This window comes from Mesorhizobium kowhaii (assembly GCF_042431665.1).
Classification (GTDB): domain Bacteria; phylum Pseudomonadota; class Alphaproteobacteria; order Rhizobiales; family Rhizobiaceae; genus Mesorhizobium; species Mesorhizobium kowhaii.
This window is the reverse complement of record NZ_JBHLYT010000061.1, coordinates 13,585-29,542: the sequence shown is the minus strand read 5'-3', so window position 1 is coordinate 29,542 and position 15,958 is coordinate 13,585. Positions and strand designations below refer to the sequence as shown.

The following is a 15,958-nucleotide window of genomic DNA, read 5'->3' as shown; positions in this document are numbered from 1 at the left end:
GATCGCCGCGCCAGGGTTCATCCTCGAAATGCGACCAGCCTTCCTCCCTATCCAACCCGCGCCGCCTCCCGCGTGCGCCAACTGATGGATGAGGAGACGCGTCCAGCAGGATATCACTGGTGCGGACGGGTCCGCCCTCTGGATTTTCATGGTCGGAACGCATCCGCTCCATGAGCGAATTGAACTGTTGGCCACCTTGTCCAGAGGCAGGATCGCGGGGCCCCCGTATATCCTGCGCGCCCCCAGCTCTGACTTGCCCACTGTACAAGCCACCACGTCGACCAATACCCGTCATAGCCAACCCCGAGTGCAAATGAAAATACAATTGCGCACGGTCATTCCTGTCGCATTGCACGCTGAGGGTATCATCATACTCGTGGTATCTGACGGAAGCCTGACTAGACCTCATGTTGGACGAGTATCGCAATAACCTGGCGAGAGATTTATTGCTTTCCGCGGCAACCACCACTAATGAAGCAATCCTTCACCGACTATGTTTTCACGCTACCCGGAGAGTTTCATGACAGAAGAAGCCGACGACAACATCGACGTCCTCATCGAGCTCACCGCCGATGTCGTCTCAGCCTATGTGTCCAACAATCCGGTGCCGGTGGGCGATCTCCCTGCCCTGATCGGACAAGTGCACGCAGCTTTGAAGGGCACGGCCGAAAGTGTCTCCGCAGAAGAGCCGCAGGCTCTCAAGCCTGCAGTCCCGATCAGGAAGTCGGTGACACCGGACTACATCATCTGCCTTGAGGACGGGAAGAAATTCAAAGCGCTGAAGCGTCATCTGTCGACCCACTATGGGCTGACGCCGGATGAGTATCGCGCCAAATGGGGTCTGCCGGCGGATTATCCCATTGTCGCGCCGAATTACGCCGCGGCGCGCTCGGCGTTGGCCAAGACGATGGGGCTCGGCCGCAAGCCGAAAGAGCCGGAAACGCCGGCGCCGGCGAAGCGGACCCGCAAGAAGGTCGCAGCTTGATCTTATCTATCAAGTTCGTTCTGAAGCGCGCAGCTGCTGTCGGCGTCTGCGCAGAACATCAGAAGGCGCGGACCAGCCCCCTCCACTCGCAAACATCCTCGCGGCTTGCAACAATCTGCTGTCCCGGTCTGCGGTAATGTTCTCGCCCGCTCTTATCGAGCGGGTCAGTACGATCGGGACGTGGCGCGTCGTGCAGGCTTTTGCCGGGCCGCAGGAGAAAAGTCAGCCAGCTTTGCTGAGGCTGCCAGCGGAGGACTTGCCAGTACGGCGGTCCTGTTCGATCTCATAGTTGATCTTCTGGCCGTCAATGAGAGTCGAGAGACCCGCACGTTCCACAGCGGAAATGTGGACGAACACATCCTGACCGCCATTGTCAGGCGGGACAAATCCAAACCCCTTGGTGCTGTTGAACCACTTCACCGTTCCAGTCGCCATATCCGTATTCCTTTCTAATAATTGCAACGTGGGTAGGCCATTAAGCCTACTCGATTCACAGCCGAGGCGTTACGCGCAGCAAAGACAAAAAATTGCAAGGCCCGGCCGGACCACCCGGCAGCCAGCCCCACCCCGCGCTGCCGCCAAGCGCATGGCCCTGCGCGACCAACCCGGCGGTCAGGATCGGCGAGCGCATGGCCAGCCGGGTCGGCGCCGAATGGTGCGACATCTGTTGGGATGGCCACGGCGCTGTAGCTGTCGGCTAGCCGAGAGGCAGCGCGCCCGTGCGCGCCATCTCGAAGACATCGAGCAAGATGGCCAGCCCGACACCACTAGCAGTCAGAATAAGCCCGGTCAGGAAGATGCGGTTGGCGCGCTCATAAATGCGCCGTTGCAGGGAACTAATGTCGAGCAGCATCGACAGGGCCCGCATCTGAAGCGCGATGCCGATCAGCATCGGCGCTGCGGCCAGCAAATGGTGGAGCTGCCACGGTATTGGGTTGGCGGCCCAATGCGTGATGAAGCCGAGCGAGAACGCCAGCAGGATGCCGACGGCGGTGATGGTGCCATTGCGAAAAATCGTGTCGATCAAGTCTTCCTTGGGATCCTGCTCGTTCAAACCTTCTCTCTCCTCGGGGCGATCAGCCGGTCGTTTGTGGTCGAGATTAGGCTGTCTGGAAATCACTGTACACCACCGGCTTCGCTCGCCAAATGCGTGGCCAGGCAGCCGGGCCGGAACAAGCCAGCCTGGGCTGGAACCATTCAGACCAACGAAAAAACGGGGCATGAGGAAGCCCTCATGTTGCTGAAACGGTCCATCTCGTCTTAAAGGCGGCGATAGGGGGTAGCCGTCATAGCCGATATAGGTGTCCAAGCCCGGATCGGCTGGCGTAGCAGGCGAGGCAGCGGCGGACCTACCAGGAACCGCTGTACTCGTCGAGATAGAGGGTCCGGGGCTGCTGGGCGAGCAGGCGCCAAGCACGAACCCGCCGACGCCGGCGGCAATGCCGATTTCGCGGGTGGTGATGATAGCCATGGGCCGCCGAGGGCCGGACGGTTCCGGCCAGCGAACCGGCGGCGACGATCAGGCCGGAAACAATGGTGCGCTTGAACACGATTGATTCCTTGCTCCGGTACAGAGCCGAACCATCCGCCTCTTGAACAGCCAGCACTTCACGACCTACCGATTAGATGCAGGTGCCGACGATGCGAGCTATGAGGGGATGGAGGAAGGTCGAGACGAGCGAGCCTGTTGCTGCGGGCGGCCACAGGTCCCGACTATGTGCACTATCTGAATAGCCAAACTATCTCACCGGCCTTGACAGACCCTTTTTCATCGACGCTGCCGAAAAGCAGTGGCGATCCTCTTGCGATCGCGTCGTTCCGCAGGGGCTATGACGATGTCTTTTACACAATGCCAACGCTCGTCAGTCCCGCGGCTAGTGTGGCAGCACGCACAATGCCCTTGCGCTCACCCGTCACTATCGACACGTCGACGGGCATATCCGGATAGAGCTTCACGTACGGTAGAGCTTCGAACTGGTCGGCAACCACCTCGATAGTCGCGGTGAAGGACGTCGCGCCGCTCCGTTCGTCGACCTCGGCATTGGCGGAAACGCGGGTCACATCGATGCCTACAAGGACCTGGATACGCGACTTCTGCAGCTCCTTCACCCGCCACATCAAGCACGAAAACCCTGTTCCCGTGGCGGCCGCCGGAGGGAGCGGAGGCTGCGGGAAGCGCACGTCTATACGGTCGTGAACAGCGATGCGCTTGCGGACTCCATCCTCACGCCATGGTCAAACGTCACCCGTTCGAATTCTCTTGCGGAAGGCGCTGCAGCGCCATGGCCGGAACCTCTTGGAGTAGGGCCACTGCGCGCGTCCATCCGGCAGAGGCGCCTTTGATCTTTACCGGAAAGCAGGTAACCGTAAAGCCCTTGGGCGGAAGCTGGTCGAGGTTGGTCAGTTTTTCGAGGTGGCAATAACCGATCTCGGCTCCCGCCTTATGTCCTTCCCAGATGATGCTGGCGTCGCCGGTTTCAGCATAACGTTTGGCGGTGAAGGGAAAGGGGGCATCCCAGCTCCATGCGTCCGTGCCGGTCACCCGCACGCCGTGTGAGGTCAGGAAAAGCGTGGCCTCACGGCCCATGCCGCACCCCTTGCCCAGATAGGCCGGGCTGCCATAAGCGGCGGCGGCCGAAGTGTTGACCAGCACAATTTCCAGCGGGCTCAACGTGTGGTCTATGCGGTCAAGCTCGGCCTCAACGTCGGCGGCCGTCACCACATAACCGTCTGGCAGATGACGGAAATCCAACTTCACACCCGGCTGCATACACCAATCCAGCGGCACTTCGTCGATGGTCATTGCCCGTTCACCACCGTTCATGGTGGGGTGATAGTGCCATGGCGCATCAAGGTGGGTGCCGTTGTGCGTGTTGACCTTGCACTCTTCAACTGCCCAGCCATAGCCACCGGGCAGCTGATCCACGCCGAGCCCGGGAAAGAACGCCACCATGCCTTCGGCGCTTTCGCGATGCCCAGTATAGCTGATCACGGGGCGGATCGGCGGCGGGTCCGCTGGCGTTTCATTGTCGAGGGCGATGGAGAGATCGATGATTTGGCGGGTCATGGAGTTCCTTCTCAATAATTATTCGAACGTCCGGCGAAGAACTTGGTTGCGCAGGGTGCCGAGGCCGTCAACAATGCCTTCCAGCACGTCTCCCTGCTTGAGATCAACTGGGCCTGTCGCAAAATTTCGGCGTTAACGCGCTGTTGACCACACCTGATGCTCTTCCCGCTCTGATGGTTCTGAATGCCATTTCCGAAAAGCTGGAGCGCCGATCGAAAGATGATTTCTTCAATCGGCACCAAAGATTTGCGCGTAGACCGCCTCGATCCGCCTTGCCTCGTCATCGGTCAGCGCGGCGAATTCCTTTTCGCGCTCGCGACTCGAAAGCCGGCCAGAGGCGACTGCTGCATGCCGGTCAGGCACGCAGCGTTCGCGCCAACGAGCGCCGGCTAAATTCCAACGACGAGTGCCCCGCCGCTTAAGCCCGCCCCCGCGGCAGCCAGAAGGACTTTTTCGCCAGGCCGCAATGGCTCTGTCTGATTGGCCAACGATAGGGATAGCGGGATCGTCGCGGCGGAGGAGTTTCCGTAGTCAGCGATCGTCTTGACGATTGCTTGATCTGCAATGCCCAGGTTCTTGCCGACGGCATCGAAAATGCGGGCATTGGCCTGATGTGGCACGAACCGGTGGATGTCTTGCGGTCGCATCCTGGCTGCGGCGAGTGCGTCCTTTGAACATGCAGTCATCATGTCCACGGCCCTGGCGAACACTTCGCGGCCGTCGGTCATCGTCATTCGGGTTTGCCCGAGATCCAGGCCACTTTGGAACGGGATGTTGCTTCCGCCCGCCGGGATCTGGATCAGCCCGTAGCGCGAGCCGTCGGAATCCACCGAGGCACCGAGAATGCCCCGGTCGGGATCCTCGCAGGGACCGATCACCAGGGCGCCGGCGGCATCGGCGAAAAGGACCGAGCTTGCGCGCTCGGCCGGATTGATGCGGCGGCTGAGGATGTTGGCGGCAATCACAAGGGTCGCCTTGCCATGCAGGCGGGTGAAGCCGTCGGCGAACATAAGCGCATAGATAAAGCCGGCGCAGGCGCCGGTCAGATCGATCGCACCTGCTCGTCCAAGTCCCAGCTTGTGCGCGACGAGGGGTGCGCTGGGCGGCAGAAGGTGGTCGGGCGTCGAGGTGGCAAGCAACAGGAGACCGATGTCGCTGCGATCAATAGCGGCGTTCGCCAGCGCCATCTCGCCTGCACGCACAGCAAGGCCGGACAGCGTGTCTTCACCTGTCGCCCAGAAGCGCGAACGAATTCCGGTGCGCCGCTCGATCCAGCCTGGCTCGAGCCCGAGACGATCTTCGATCTCCGGATTCTCGACCTTGCGCGCCGGCGCATGATGGCCGAACCCGAGAATGCGAGACGACCTGCTCATGGCCCCGACCCGAAGCGTTCGCTGGCCTCCTCGATGGCGTCATAGAGACCGTCCAGTTCCTCGCTGGTGATGCAATAGGGCGGCAGAAGATAGAGGACATTGCCAAGCGGACGCACGAGCAGGCCGCGCTCGAGAAAAAAAGCCCGCAGTTTTGGCCCGATCTCGGCCAGATAGCCGGCGGAGCCGGTGCGCAGATCGAGAGCCGTGATCGTCCCGGTCGCCCGGCTATCGGTGAAGCGAGGGTTATCGCGAAAGCGTTGAAGCCCGGCGGCCTGCTTTGCACTCAGGGCCGCGACCCGCTCGGCTACCGGCTCGTCGCGCCAGATCTCGACATTGGCGAGTGCGGCCGCGCAGGCAATCGGATTGGCGGTGTAGGAACTCGAGTGGAAGAAGGTCTTCTTGCGGTCGTCGGAAAAATGGGCCCGGAAGATGGCGTCGGTGGCAAGCGTCGCCGCCAGCGGGATGGCGCCTCCGGTCAAGCCCTTCGAGGTGCACAGGATGTCCGGAGAGATGGATGCCTGCTCGCAGGCGAACATGGTTCCGGTGCGGCCCCAGCCGGTCATCACCTCGTCGGCGATCAGCAGCGTGCCCGAAGCTTCGGCGATCTTCTTCAGTTCGGTCAGAACCGAGGCCGGATACATCAGCATACCGCCGGCGCCAAGCACCAGCGGCTCGACGATCAGCGCGGCGGCGTGCCGGTCGCGGCTGACGGCCTCGAACCGATCCAGCGTCTCCTGCTCTCGCCCGGCGGCCGGGAAGGGGATGGTATCGACCTCGAACAGCAAAGGTTCGTAGGCGGCGTTGAACACGCCACGGGCACCGACGCTCATCGTGCCGATGGTGTCGCCATGATAGCTGTGCTCCATGACGACGATACGCGAACGCGGCGCACCGATGTTGCGGAAATAGCCGAGCGCCATCTTCAGCGCAACTTCGACGGCGGTCGAACCGCTGTCGGAATAGAACACCCAGTCGAGCCCGGACGGTGCGAGTTCCACCAGGGCCTTGGCGAGGCGCTCGCCCGGCTCATGGGTAAAGCCGGCGAAAATGATCTGGTCGAGGGTTGCCGCGGTCGTCTCGATCGCCTTCATGATCCGCGGGTGGCGATGGCCATGGGTGACGACCCACCAGGAGGAAATGGCGTCGAGAATGCGCGTGCCGTCGGCTTTATAGAGATAGGATCCCTCCGTCAGGACGATCTCAGGGATCGCCGGCTCGAGCGCATGTTGCGTGAACGGATGCCAGACGCTGGACTGCGACATCATTCGACCCCCGTAATCAATCCGAGGTCAAAGCTGGTAGTCATCGCGTCCCTCAGCGTTTTGCCCGTCAGCGGATCAAGGTGCGGCAGCCTGCCGAGCTGTGGCACGCCGCTGAATTCCACGATTGTCCTTTGCGTATCTGCCACCTCGTCGCCAATGAAGGCGAGGCCGATGAGCGGAATGGAGCGGGCCCGCAGGGCCTCGATCGACAGCAGCGTGTGGTTGATCGTGCCGAGCGCGGTGCGGGCGCACAGGATGACCGGCAGCTGCCATTGCGCGAATATGTCGATCAACTTTGTCTGCCGGTTGAGCGGCACCATCAGTCCGCCGGCGCCTTCGATGACGAGCGGACCCGGCAAGGCTGGAAGCGAGAGCTTTGCCGCCTCGATCGCGACGCCGTCGAGTTCGGCTGAACGATGCGGCGACAGTGGGCTCTTCAGGCGGTAGACTTCCGGCAGCACGCGCCCTGGCGGCAGACCGGCGAGCCGTTCAACGACCTCGCTGTCGGTTTCGCCGTCGAGGCCCGATTGCACCGGCTTCCAGTAGGAACCGTCGAGAAGGCCGGCCAATCCCGCCGAAAACACCGTCTTGCCGATGCCGGTATCCGTTCCGGTGATGACGATGCGCTTGGTCATGCCGAGGCCAACACTTCGACCAGCGCCTCGATCATGGCCGAAATGGCGGCTTCGTCGACGTTGAGCGTCAGCGAAATGCGCAGCCGCGACATGCCTTCAGGCACAGTCGGCGGGCGAATGCCGCGGATGTCGAAGCCGCGCGCCTGGAGTGCTGCCGCCACCGCCATGGTGCGCCTGACGTCGCCGATGACAAAGGGCTGGATCTGTGAGCCGCTCGGTATCACGCCGCAGCGCCCGGCCAGCAGGCGGCCTGTGCAGGCAACGATTTCCTGCAGCCGGTCACGGCGCGTCGGTTCTTCGGACAAAATGGCGAGCGCCTCGCGCGCGGCCACGGCCATCAGCGGCGATGGTGCGGTGGCGTAGATGAATGGCCGGCACCGGTTGACGAGATAGTCGCACAGCGTTCGTGGAGCGGTGACAAGCGCGCCCGACGCTCCGAGCGCCTTGCCGCAAGTGTGGAGTGCGATGATGTTGTCGCGGCCCTCGAAACCGGCGGCAAGGCCGCGGCCCTCCGGTCCCCAAACGCCGGTGGCATGCGCCTCGTCGACGACGATGAATGCCTGGTGCCGATCGGCAAGCGCGACCAGGCTCTCCATCGGCGCACGGTCGCCATCCATGCTGTAAAGGCTTTCGACCGCGATCCAGACGCGCCCGGTGCCGCCTTCGGCGCGCCAGCGCGTGATCGCATCCTCGATAGAATCGACGTCGTTGTGCGCGGCGAGCTTGAACTCAGCGCGGCCAGCGCGAGCCCCCTCATGCATGCTGGCATGGGCGAGTTCGTCGAGGACCAAAAGGTCGGCCTTCTGCGGCAGCGCTGTCAGGAGAGCGAAGTTGGCGATGTAGCCGCTGCCGAAGAACAGCGCGCGTTCAGCTCCGAAAAACGCCGCCGCGTCCGCCTCCAGAGCCTCATGCTCCGGCGCGTTGCCGCGCAGCAGCCGCGACCCGGTGGCGCCGACCGGCGTGCCCTGCGCGATCGCAGCCGCAACCGCGTCGCCTAGTCTTCTCGAAGCGGCAAGCCCGAGATAGTCGTTCGACGAGAAGTCGAGGCCGGCGCGCGGCGACAGTGTCCGCAGCCGGTCCTTGCGCGCCAGCCCCTGCAAGGTCGCCTCATAGCGGGCAAGCGGTACCCCGCTCATTGCGTCTCGAGGTCCATCGGCTCGATGCCGAGACGCCGGAACAGCAGACTATCCTTGTCCTCGCCGGGATTGTCCGCCGTCAGCAGCGTGTCGCCGACGAAGATCGAGTTGGCGCCGGCAAAGAAGCACAGCGCCTGCATCTCGTCGGTCATGGCGGTGCGGCCGGCTGAAAGCCGGACATGCGATTTCGGCATCATGATGCGTGCCAGCGCGATCACGCGCACGAATTCGATCGGTTCGATCGGACTTGTTTCGGCAAGGGGCGTGCCGGCGATCGGTATCAGCATGTTGATCGGAACGCTTTCCGGATGTTCCGGCAGATTGGCCAGCGTCACCAGCATGTCGACGCGATCCATAGGCTCTTCGCCCATACCGACAATGCCGCCGCAGCAGACCTTGATGCCGCTGTCGCGGACATTGGCCAGCGTGTCCAGCCGATCGGCAAACGTGCGTGTCGAGATAACCTCGTTGTAGTAGCGCTCCGAAGTGTCGATGTTGTGGTTGTAATAGTCGAGGCCGGCCATTTTCAGTTGCTGCGCCTGGTCCAGATCAAGCATGCCCAGCGTCATGCAGGTCTCCATGCCCAGCGCCTTGACGCCTTCGACCATCGCCACGACCGCATCCATGTCGCGCGCCTTGGGATTTCGCCATGCCGCGCCCATGCAATAGCGGGTGGCACCGGCGTCACGCGCCTTGGTCGCCTCGGCGATGACGCGCCGGACCTCCATCAGTTTCGACGCTTTCAACCCGCTTTCGTGATGCGCCGACTGGCTGCAATAGCCGCAATCCTCCGGGCAGCCGCCGGTCTTGATGCTGAGGAGCCGGCTAAGCTGGACCTTGTTGGGATCGAAATTCTGGCGGTGCACGGTTTGCGCCAGGAAGAGCAGATTGTTGAAGGGCGCGTCATGAAGTGCCCGAGCCTTCTCTAGCGTCCACGTCGTGGCGTCTGGGGCTTGAGCCTGTGGCATTGTCTTCGTCGGATTGGTGGCGTGCATGTCCATCCTGTTTCCTAGTCTACGCTTGCGCTATCTTCGTCTTACGAGTCCTGGGGTTCGAATGCCCGATTGACCCATATGTTTGCTCGTGGGTCGTCAGGGCGCCCGACAGTCAAGGCCGATATCGAGGATCGGCGCGCTGTGAGTCAACCAGCCGATAGAAATCAGGTCGACACCGGTGGCCGCGATGGCCGGCGCTGACGCGGCGGTGATCCTGCCGGACGCCTCGGTGATCGCCCGGCCGGCGACCATCAGCACTGCCTCTCGCAATTGGTCAACCGACATGTTGTCAAGCAGAACGGCGTCGGGGGCGAGCGTCAAGGCCTCTTCCAACTGGGTCAGCGTATCGACCTCGACTTCGATCTTGACGAGATGACCTGCACTTGCTCGCGCGCGCTTGATGGCCGCACGGATCCCGCCGGCGATGGCGATGTGGTTGTCCTTGATCAGGAGCGCATCGTCGAGGCCAAAGCGGTGATTGGCGCCGCCACCGGCGCGCACGGCATATTTTTCGACGGCTCGTAAACCGGGCGTCGTCTTGCGCGTGCAGACGATCTTCGCGCTGTGCCCGCGGACCGCCGCGACGACGGATGCCGTCGCCGTGGCGATGCCGCTCAAGTGACAGAGAAAATTCAGCGCCGTCCGTTCCGCTGTGAGTATGGCCCGGGCCGGACCGCTCACCGATGCGATGACCTGGCCTTCCACGACACCACGGCCGTCTGGCCGCTCCACCGAGATTTCAACATCGGGGCTGATCAGGCGGAAGGCGAGCATGGCTAGATCGAGCCCCGCGACAATCCCGTGCTGACGCCCCACAAGCACGGTCCTTGTATAGTGGTAGGGTGTCACAATGGCGTCCGTGGATACGTCACCGGCCCTGCCGAGGTCTTCGAGCAGAGCAGTCCGTACCAGAGGCTCGAGCATGACTGGGGGCAGCGGCGAGAGGTTCATTGCTCGGTCTCTTCAAGCGTAGACGAAGATGCGAGTTCCTCAGCTGTCGCTAAGGCTTCATCGAGCGTGAGCCTGGAGCGGCGGGCGGCAACCGCACAATCTGGACAGTCGGTCCGGTAGTGAGCGCCGCGGCTTTCTTCTCGCAGCAAGGCGGCAACCGCGATCATCAGTCCCGCTATCGCAGGATCGGACGCTGCATCGTGGCGTTTGGCCAGCGGAAGCAATGTGCTCACGGCCTCGCGCAAGACCTCGCCATCTCGTTTCACGCCAAGGCTGCGTGACAGGAGAGGGCGCAACGAGAGTGGATCGGGAGCCGGAATTTCCCGTGCCGTCGAGCGTGTTCTGATGCCGATCGGAGATCCCGCCACGCTTTCGGCGACCCAGCGCGCGCATACGATCGCCTCGGTCAGCGAGTTGCTGGCAAGCCGATTGGCGCCATGCAGTCCAGTGGAGGCGACTTCGCCGCACGCCCATAGTCCGGCAACCGAGGTACGTCCATCCCGATCCACCGCGACGCCGCCCATGTGATAGTGCTGGGCCGGCCGTATGGGGATGAGGTCGCGCACGGGATCGATGCCCGCGCCCCGGCAGGCTGATGCGATTGTCGGAAATTGCCGCGCAAATGTCGGGCCGGGCTTTTCTCGTCCATCGAGAAAGACGCGGTGGCCGTTCGAAAGATGCGTCCAGATGGCGCGCGCCACCACATCGCGCGGCGCGAGTTCCGCGCCCGGCAAGCTGTCGAGGAAGCGTCGGCCCGTCTCGTCGATGATCATCGCGCCTTCACCGCGAACCGCTTCACTGATCAGCGTCATCGGGCGCGCCGGCCCATCAAGCGCGGTCGGGTGGAACTGGATGAATTCCAGGTCGGCAACCACAGCACCGGCGCGCGCCGCAAGCGCCAGGCCCTGTCCGCAACTGCCCAAAGGGTTGGTGCTGTCGAGGAACAGTCCGCCAATCCCACCCGTGGCGAGGACGACCCGTCCCGTACCGAAGAACACAGGACTCATCGAACAGCTTGCCCAGACACCTCGGACCGTATTGTCCTCCACCGCCAGCCGCCGCGCCTCTACACCCTCGACGACCACGATCGATGAAGTAGAACGCACAGCTTCGACCAGCACACGCATGATTTCCTGTCCGCTGCCATCGCCGCCGGCATGAACGATGCGCCGGCGGCCGTGCGCGGCCTCCAATCCCAGGCGCAGGGCTCCTTCAGGCGTCCGATCGAAGCGAACCCCAAGGGTCGCCAGGGTCTCGATCGCGTTAGGAGCCGCATGAAGGATGCGGGTTGCGATTTCTGCGTCGCACAGGCCATCGCCGGCGGCGAGCGTGTCGGCGACATGCAGCGCAGGATCGTCGTCCACGCCAAGGCTGGCAGCCAGCCCGCCCTGTGCCCATGCGCTTGATGCCTCAGATCCAAGCGGCGTCCTGGACAGAATAAGCACCGGTTCTGGCGCCAGATGAAGCGCAGTCAAAAGCCCGGCAATACCGCCGCCTATGATAATCGGGCGGCCAAGGAAACTGCGGACCTCCTCGCTCATATGGCGAGCATCCGCTCTACCGCTAGCCGTGCTCGTGCTGCAATGTCGGGTTCAATCATCACCTCATGCCGGTTCTGCTCGAGCGCAGAGCGGATGTTGGCGAGCGTGATGCGCTTCATGTGCGGGCATAGATTGCAGGGCCGGATGAATTCGATCTCGGGATGCTGGAGCGCGACATTGTCGCTCATCGAGCATTCCGTCATCAGCACGACGCGTGGCGGCTTTTGCCTTTCGACATAGTCGGACATGGCGGCTGTCGAGCCAGAAAAATCGGCTTCGGCTACAACGTCGGGCGGGCATTCGGGATGCGCGAGCACCATCACGCCGGGATGGCTTTCGCGCAACTGACGGATGTCGGCTGGCGTGAAGCGCTCGTGCACTTCGCAATGACCCTTCCAGGCGGTGATCTGCACCTCGGTCTGAGCCGCGATGTTCTGGGCCAGATATTCGTCCGGCAGCATGATCACCTTGGGAACCCCGAGGGACTCGACGACGGCCTTTGCGTTGCCGGACGTGCAGCAGATATCGGACTCTGCTTTCACGTCAGCCGAGGTGTTGACATAGGTGACAACCGGCACACCCGGATAGCGCTGCCGCAGCAGGCGAATGTCCTTGGCGGTGATCGAGTCGGCCAGTGAACAGCCTGCTCGCAAATCGGGAATGAGTACCGTCTTTTGCGGATTGAGCAGCTTCGCCGTTTCAGCCATGAAATGCACGCCGGCAAGCACGATGACGTCGGCTTCGGTCGACATTGCCTTACGGGCAAGCGCCAGACTGTCGCCGACGATGTCGGCCACGCAGTGGAAGATCTCCGGCGTCTGATAATTATGCGCCAGGATGACGGCGTTGCGCTCCCGCTTCAGCGCCAGAATTGCCTCGATGTCGTCCGAAAAGCTCGGCCATTCGATCGGAGGAATAACGCGCCGAACGCGGTCGTACAGGGATGCGGCCGAAGGCAGGATGGTGCTCATCGAGCCTCCAATTATAGTCTACATGATTATAAGACATTTATATTCGTTATGACTATAAGCAATGTCAAGCCCGCGCGAGCGGCAATTTTGTCCCAGCCCCAGGCCTCTCGTCGATAATGGCGTGGCGGAAGCGGTAGAGTTGCGCCGGCCGGCCGCCGGTTTCGGCGGTGGCCTCGCCGGTCTTCTCAACCAGATCCTGCTGCTCTATAAGCCGGCGAAAGTTCGGCTTGTTAATGAGCCTGCCTGAGAGCGCCTCCACGGTTCGCTGCAACTGCAGAAGTGTGAAGAGCGGCGGCATCAGTTCGAACACGACGGGTCGGTATTTGATCTTTGAGCGCAGCCGCGCAATAGCCGTTGCCAGGATGCGGCGGTGATCGGCGACCATGGATGTGCCCGGCACGGGAGTGGGCGCGGCTGAATCCCCGCTGCGGGTCGCTTCCTCCACCAGCGCTGCCTCGTAGAGAAGCTCATAGCGCTGCAATACGAGCTCTTCGTTCCATGCTCGGTCGTCGAAGCCGAAGGTGACCGCCGCACGCCGCCGACGATCGAGCCGCACGGCGGTATCGTCAGCGCTGTCCGCCCATTCCCTCAATCGCGGTCGCAGTTTTTCCAGCACAACCGCCGGCATGCCGGAGCGATGATCCTCCCACGGAAAATAGTCGTACCAACTTGCCCAGCAGCGTTTGGCCGAGGCAGCCGGATCTTCGTCTCGCGTCAGTGCGAGGTAGCTGATCGAGATTACACGCTCCTCAGCGCCGACCCGATCGCGATCGGCGAAGGTGTAAAGCTGTTCGATATAGCCCAGCGGCTGGCCGGTCTGTTGTTCCACCCATCCTCTGAGACCCGACTGCAGGGAGCGGTGATCCTGCTCGAACGGACCCGACGGCAATGCGCTTGCCTGCCCGATGGTGAGAACGTAAGGGTCGCTGCTTTTCACGGCGACGACCACGGCGATAAGGTCCGCTTTGACGGCATTGGCCCTGCCTGCAGCTCTGCCTTTCCCGGTTACCTTTGCCTGGTGCTCCATGATCCCTGAACTGGTTGGCAGAGCCCTGCCAAGAAGGCGGCTGAACCGATTTAAATTGGTTTTCTACGATAACTGTCCGCGCGTCAACATCGCGCACCGTCGCGATTTTGCTCTTCGCACGTGCACAAAAATATGCCAAACGCGACACTCGCGGTTGGTAACGCAAGGGAAGGAGTCCTCGTTGATTTCGGTTGCTAACACCAAGGCGATCACCTCGCCGGATATTCGTTCGCGAAAGGCTGGCACGCCGCTCGTCTGCCTTACCGCCTACACGACCCCGGTTGCCCGGCTAGTGGATTCCCATTGCGATGTCGTGCTGGTCGGCGACAGCGTCGGTATGGTTCTCCACGGGTTGCCGACCACGCTTGGGGTTACGCTCGACATGATGATCATGCATGGCCAAGCTGTGCGCCGCGGCCTTGAGCGGGCGCTGATGGTCGTGGATATGCCATTTGGCTCCTATGAGGAAAGCCGGGACCAGGCCTTTCGCAATGCCGCGCGCGTCATGGCCGAGACCGGTTGCTCAGCCGTCAAGCTCGAGGGCGGCGAGACAATGGCCGAGACAATCCGCTTCCTCGCCTGTCGCGGCATCCCGGTGATGGCCCATGTGGGCTGACCCCGCAGGCGGTCAACGCGTTCGGCGGATATCTTGTCCAGGGCAGGGGCGAGAATGGCGAGCGCATCCGGCGCGACGCCCACGCAGTGGCCGAGGCGGGAGCATTCGCATTCGTGCTCGAAAAGGTGCCCGAGGCGCTCGCCAGCCGGATCACAGCGGAAATCGCAATTCCAACGATTGGAATCGGCGCCTCGGCCGCCTGCGACGGGCAGATCTTGGTGGTCGACGACATGTTGAGCATGTTCACCGGTTTTCGCCCGAAATTCGTCAAGCGCTACGGCGAACTTGCTTCAGCGGCAGAAGCTGCCATTGCCAGATACGCGGCTGATGTTCGGGAAGGGCGCTTTGCGGCGGCCGAACATGTTTACGACCAGGCGAAGGACGGAGATGTGGCATGAACGTGCCGGTTGTCCATACCATTGCCGAACTTCGCTCCATCGCCACGGGATGGCGCCGTTCTGGCGCCACCATCGCAGTGGTGCCGACCATGGGGGCGTTGCACGAAGGGCATCTGAGCCTCGTGCGTGCGGCGCTTCACAGGGCCGATCGGGTTGTCGTGACGCTCTTCGTCAATCCGAAGCAGTTCAACAGTGCTGCCGACCTTGCCGCCTATCCCCGGACGGAAAAGGAAGATGCTGCAAAGCTCGCGTCTCTGGGCGCGCATCTGCTCTATGTGCCGGGCGTAGCGGAGATGTATCCGGCAGGCTTTTACCACGACCGTTTCAGTCTCCCGCATCGGCGAAGGCCTGTGCGGCGCGTTCCGGCCAGGTCATTTCGATGGGGTGGCGACTGTCGTTGCCAAGCTCTTCCTGCAGACCGGCGCTGATGTCGCCATTTTCGGCGAAAAAGATTTCCAGCAGCTTCAGCTTGTCAGGCGGAAAGTCGAAGCCGGCTGCGGTGGATGCCATTGCCTCACGCAGATCGACGGCATCAACACTTTCGCACCGCCAGCGCCTGCGCGGCTGCGACTCCGTGGGCCGTTAACGCAAGTATCTGGATGACGCTCACCTCTCCATTGCCATCGGTTCCGTGCAACGTTTGCGGATCGTCCGCCTCACTAGTCGTGCCAAAGGACTAGAGCTTTCAGTTACAACGTGGTGAGCCACCCCATCTATGTCTGGTCTCCGACCTGCGTCGTAAACCCGACACTGTCGTCCTCGCTAGGCATGAAGCGCCGCTACCAATGGTTGTCGCGTGGACATTTATTGTCAGATGGGCTGTCGTTTCGGTTAGAGACCGGCAAATTCTCTGGGTCAGGCAGCGGGGAAGGGGACGCGGTTAGATAGAATATTGCATGGCACGTGGTTTGCGTGCCGCTGGGGTTTCCTTCCGCGGCCGTTTGCCTGATAGCTGGCTTATTCGAAACGCCAGGATCTGAATGCAGCTAATACGGCGCGAG

At 62.3% G+C, this 15,958-nt stretch carries 16 protein-coding genes and 2 pseudogenes; 3 read left to right on the top strand and 15 right to left on the bottom strand.

Features of this window, described 5'->3' with window-relative positions; genetic code table 11:
- The first annotated feature begins 520 nt into the window (after positions 1-520).
- A complete protein-coding gene (locus ACFFNA_RS33350; protein ID WP_378924078.1) occupies positions 521-985 on the top strand; it encodes a Ros/MucR family transcriptional regulator in 465 nt (154 codons plus the stop codon).
- Positions 986-1,207: 222 nt separating this feature from the next.
- Here the strand turns inward: ACFFNA_RS33350 and ACFFNA_RS33345 are convergent, their stop codons facing one another.
- From ACFFNA_RS33345 to ACFFNA_RS33275, 15 genes are all read right to left on the bottom strand, one after another.
- Positions 1,208-1,420: a cold-shock protein gene (locus ACFFNA_RS33345; RefSeq protein WP_095090064.1), complete on the bottom strand. Its 213-nt coding sequence runs from the start codon at positions 1,418-1,420 to the stop codon at positions 1,208-1,210.
- A gap of 262 nt (positions 1,421-1,682) precedes the next feature.
- Positions 1,683-2,294, bottom strand: a complete 612-nt coding sequence (locus ACFFNA_RS33340; protein ID WP_378924077.1) for a hypothetical protein — start codon at positions 2,292-2,294, stop codon at positions 1,683-1,685.
- A gap of 40 nt (positions 2,295-2,334) precedes the next feature.
- Positions 2,335-2,535, bottom strand: coding sequence for a hypothetical protein (locus ACFFNA_RS33335; protein WP_378924076.1), 201 nt, complete (start codon positions 2,533-2,535; stop codon positions 2,335-2,337).
- A gap of 292 nt (positions 2,536-2,827) precedes the next feature.
- On the bottom strand, positions 2,828-3,094 hold the full coding sequence (locus ACFFNA_RS33330; RefSeq protein WP_378924074.1) for a beta-barrel domain-containing protein: 267 nt from the start codon (positions 3,092-3,094) through the stop codon (positions 2,828-2,830).
- Between the two features lie 133 nt (positions 3,095-3,227).
- On the bottom strand, positions 3,228-4,052 hold the full coding sequence (locus tag ACFFNA_RS33325) for a cyclase family protein (protein ID WP_378924072.1): 825 nt from the start codon (positions 4,050-4,052) through the stop codon (positions 3,228-3,230).
- A gap of 228 nt (positions 4,053-4,280) precedes the next feature.
- Positions 4,281-4,415 carry a hypothetical protein gene (locus tag ACFFNA_RS33320; RefSeq protein WP_280952830.1) on the bottom strand — a complete coding sequence of 45 codons (135 nt, stop codon included), beginning with the start codon at positions 4,413-4,415 and terminating at the stop codon, positions 4,281-4,283.
- Between the two features lie 26 nt (positions 4,416-4,441).
- Complete coding sequence (gene bioZ / locus ACFFNA_RS33315) at positions 4,442-5,425, bottom strand: 3-oxopimeloyl-[acyl-carrier-protein] synthase BioZ (RefSeq protein WP_378924070.1); 984 nt, start codon at positions 5,423-5,425, stop codon at positions 4,442-4,444.
- Positions 5,422-6,687 (bottom strand): adenosylmethionine--8-amino-7-oxononanoate transaminase, encoded by a 1,266-nt coding sequence (locus ACFFNA_RS33310; protein WP_378924068.1) that lies wholly within the window; start codon positions 6,685-6,687, stop codon positions 5,422-5,424. The genes bioZ and ACFFNA_RS33310 overlap by 4 nt, the downstream gene beginning before the upstream one ends.
- On the bottom strand, positions 6,687-7,322 hold the full coding sequence (gene bioD, locus ACFFNA_RS33305; RefSeq protein ID WP_378924066.1) for a dethiobiotin synthase: 636 nt from the start codon (positions 7,320-7,322) through the stop codon (positions 6,687-6,689). Before bioD ends, ACFFNA_RS33310 begins: the two co-directional genes overlap by 1 nt.
- On the bottom strand, positions 7,319-8,458 hold the full coding sequence (locus tag ACFFNA_RS33300; RefSeq protein ID WP_378924064.1) for an 8-amino-7-oxononanoate synthase: 1,140 nt from the start codon (positions 8,456-8,458) through the stop codon (positions 7,319-7,321). Before ACFFNA_RS33300 ends, bioD begins: the two co-directional genes overlap by 4 nt.
- Positions 8,455-9,453, bottom strand: coding sequence for a biotin synthase BioB (gene bioB, locus ACFFNA_RS33295; protein WP_378924080.1), 999 nt, complete (start codon positions 9,451-9,453; stop codon positions 8,455-8,457). Before bioB ends, ACFFNA_RS33300 begins: the two co-directional genes overlap by 4 nt.
- Positions 9,454-9,549: 96 nt before the next feature.
- Positions 9,550-10,404: a carboxylating nicotinate-nucleotide diphosphorylase gene (nadC, locus tag ACFFNA_RS33290; protein ID WP_378924062.1), complete on the bottom strand. Its 855-nt coding sequence runs from the start codon at positions 10,402-10,404 to the stop codon at positions 9,550-9,552.
- The gene (locus ACFFNA_RS33285; protein WP_378924060.1) at positions 10,401-11,945 is read right to left on the bottom strand and encodes an L-aspartate oxidase; all 1,545 of its coding nucleotides are present in this window, start codon (positions 11,943-11,945) and stop codon (positions 10,401-10,403) included. The genes nadC and ACFFNA_RS33285 overlap by 4 nt, the downstream gene beginning before the upstream one ends.
- Positions 11,942-12,916: a quinolinate synthase NadA gene (gene nadA / locus ACFFNA_RS33280; protein WP_378924058.1), complete on the bottom strand. Its 975-nt coding sequence runs from the start codon at positions 12,914-12,916 to the stop codon at positions 11,942-11,944. The genes ACFFNA_RS33285 and nadA overlap by 4 nt, the downstream gene beginning before the upstream one ends.
- A 64-nt stretch (positions 12,917-12,980) precedes the next feature.
- On the bottom strand, positions 12,981-13,943 hold the full coding sequence (locus ACFFNA_RS33275) for an NUDIX hydrolase (protein WP_378924056.1): 963 nt from the start codon (positions 13,941-13,943) through the stop codon (positions 12,981-12,983).
- Between the two features lie 181 nt (positions 13,944-14,124).
- On the opposite strand from ACFFNA_RS33275, the pseudogene panB reads away from it, so the two are divergent.
- Together panB and ACFFNA_RS33265 are read left to right on the top strand one after the other, a co-directional pair.
- Positions 14,125-14,957 (top strand): annotated as a pseudogene (panB, locus tag ACFFNA_RS33270) (3-methyl-2-oxobutanoate hydroxymethyltransferase).
- Positions 14,954-15,443: pseudogene (locus ACFFNA_RS33265) on the top strand (4-phosphopantoate--beta-alanine ligase); the annotation flags it as partial. The pseudogenes panB and ACFFNA_RS33265, both read left to right, overlap by 4 nt.
- Positions 15,444-15,958 lie beyond the last annotated feature (515 nt).

Bases quoted from the DNA above. Each gene is read 5' to 3' on its own strand.
- bioB (WP_378924080.1), bottom strand. From the start codon at position 9,453: ATGCACGCCACCAATCCGACGAAGACAATGCCACAGGCTCAAGCCCCA.
- ACFFNA_RS33350 (WP_378924078.1), top strand. From the start codon at position 521: ATGACAGAAGAAGCCGACGACAACATCGACGTCCTCATCGAGCTCACC.
- bioZ (WP_378924070.1), bottom strand. From the start codon at position 5,425: ATGAGCAGGTCGTCTCGCATTCTCGGGTTCGGCCATCATGCGCCGGCG.
- nadA (WP_378924058.1), bottom strand. From the start codon at position 12,916: ATGAGCACCATCCTGCCTTCGGCCGCATCCCTGTACGACCGCGTTCGG.
- ACFFNA_RS33345 (WP_095090064.1), bottom strand. From the start codon at position 1,420: ATGGCGACTGGAACGGTGAAGTGGTTCAACAGCACCAAGGGGTTTGGA.
- bioD (WP_378924066.1), bottom strand. From the start codon at position 7,322: ATGACCAAGCGCATCGTCATCACCGGAACGGATACCGGCATCGGCAAG.
- ACFFNA_RS33300 (WP_378924064.1), bottom strand. From the start codon at position 8,458: ATGAGCGGGGTACCGCTTGCCCGCTATGAGGCGACCTTGCAGGGGCTG.
- ACFFNA_RS33310 (WP_378924068.1), bottom strand. From the start codon at position 6,687: ATGTCGCAGTCCAGCGTCTGGCATCCGTTCACGCAACATGCGCTCGAG.
- ACFFNA_RS33325 (WP_378924072.1), bottom strand. From the start codon at position 4,052: ATGACCCGCCAAATCATCGATCTCTCCATCGCCCTCGACAATGAAACG.
- ACFFNA_RS33285 (WP_378924060.1), bottom strand. From the start codon at position 11,945: ATGAGCGAGGAGGTCCGCAGTTTCCTTGGCCGCCCGATTATCATAGGC.
- ACFFNA_RS33275 (WP_378924056.1), bottom strand. From the start codon at position 13,943: ATGGAGCACCAGGCAAAGGTAACCGGGAAAGGCAGAGCTGCAGGCAGG.
- nadC (WP_378924062.1), bottom strand. From the start codon at position 10,404: ATGAACCTCTCGCCGCTGCCCCCAGTCATGCTCGAGCCTCTGGTACGG.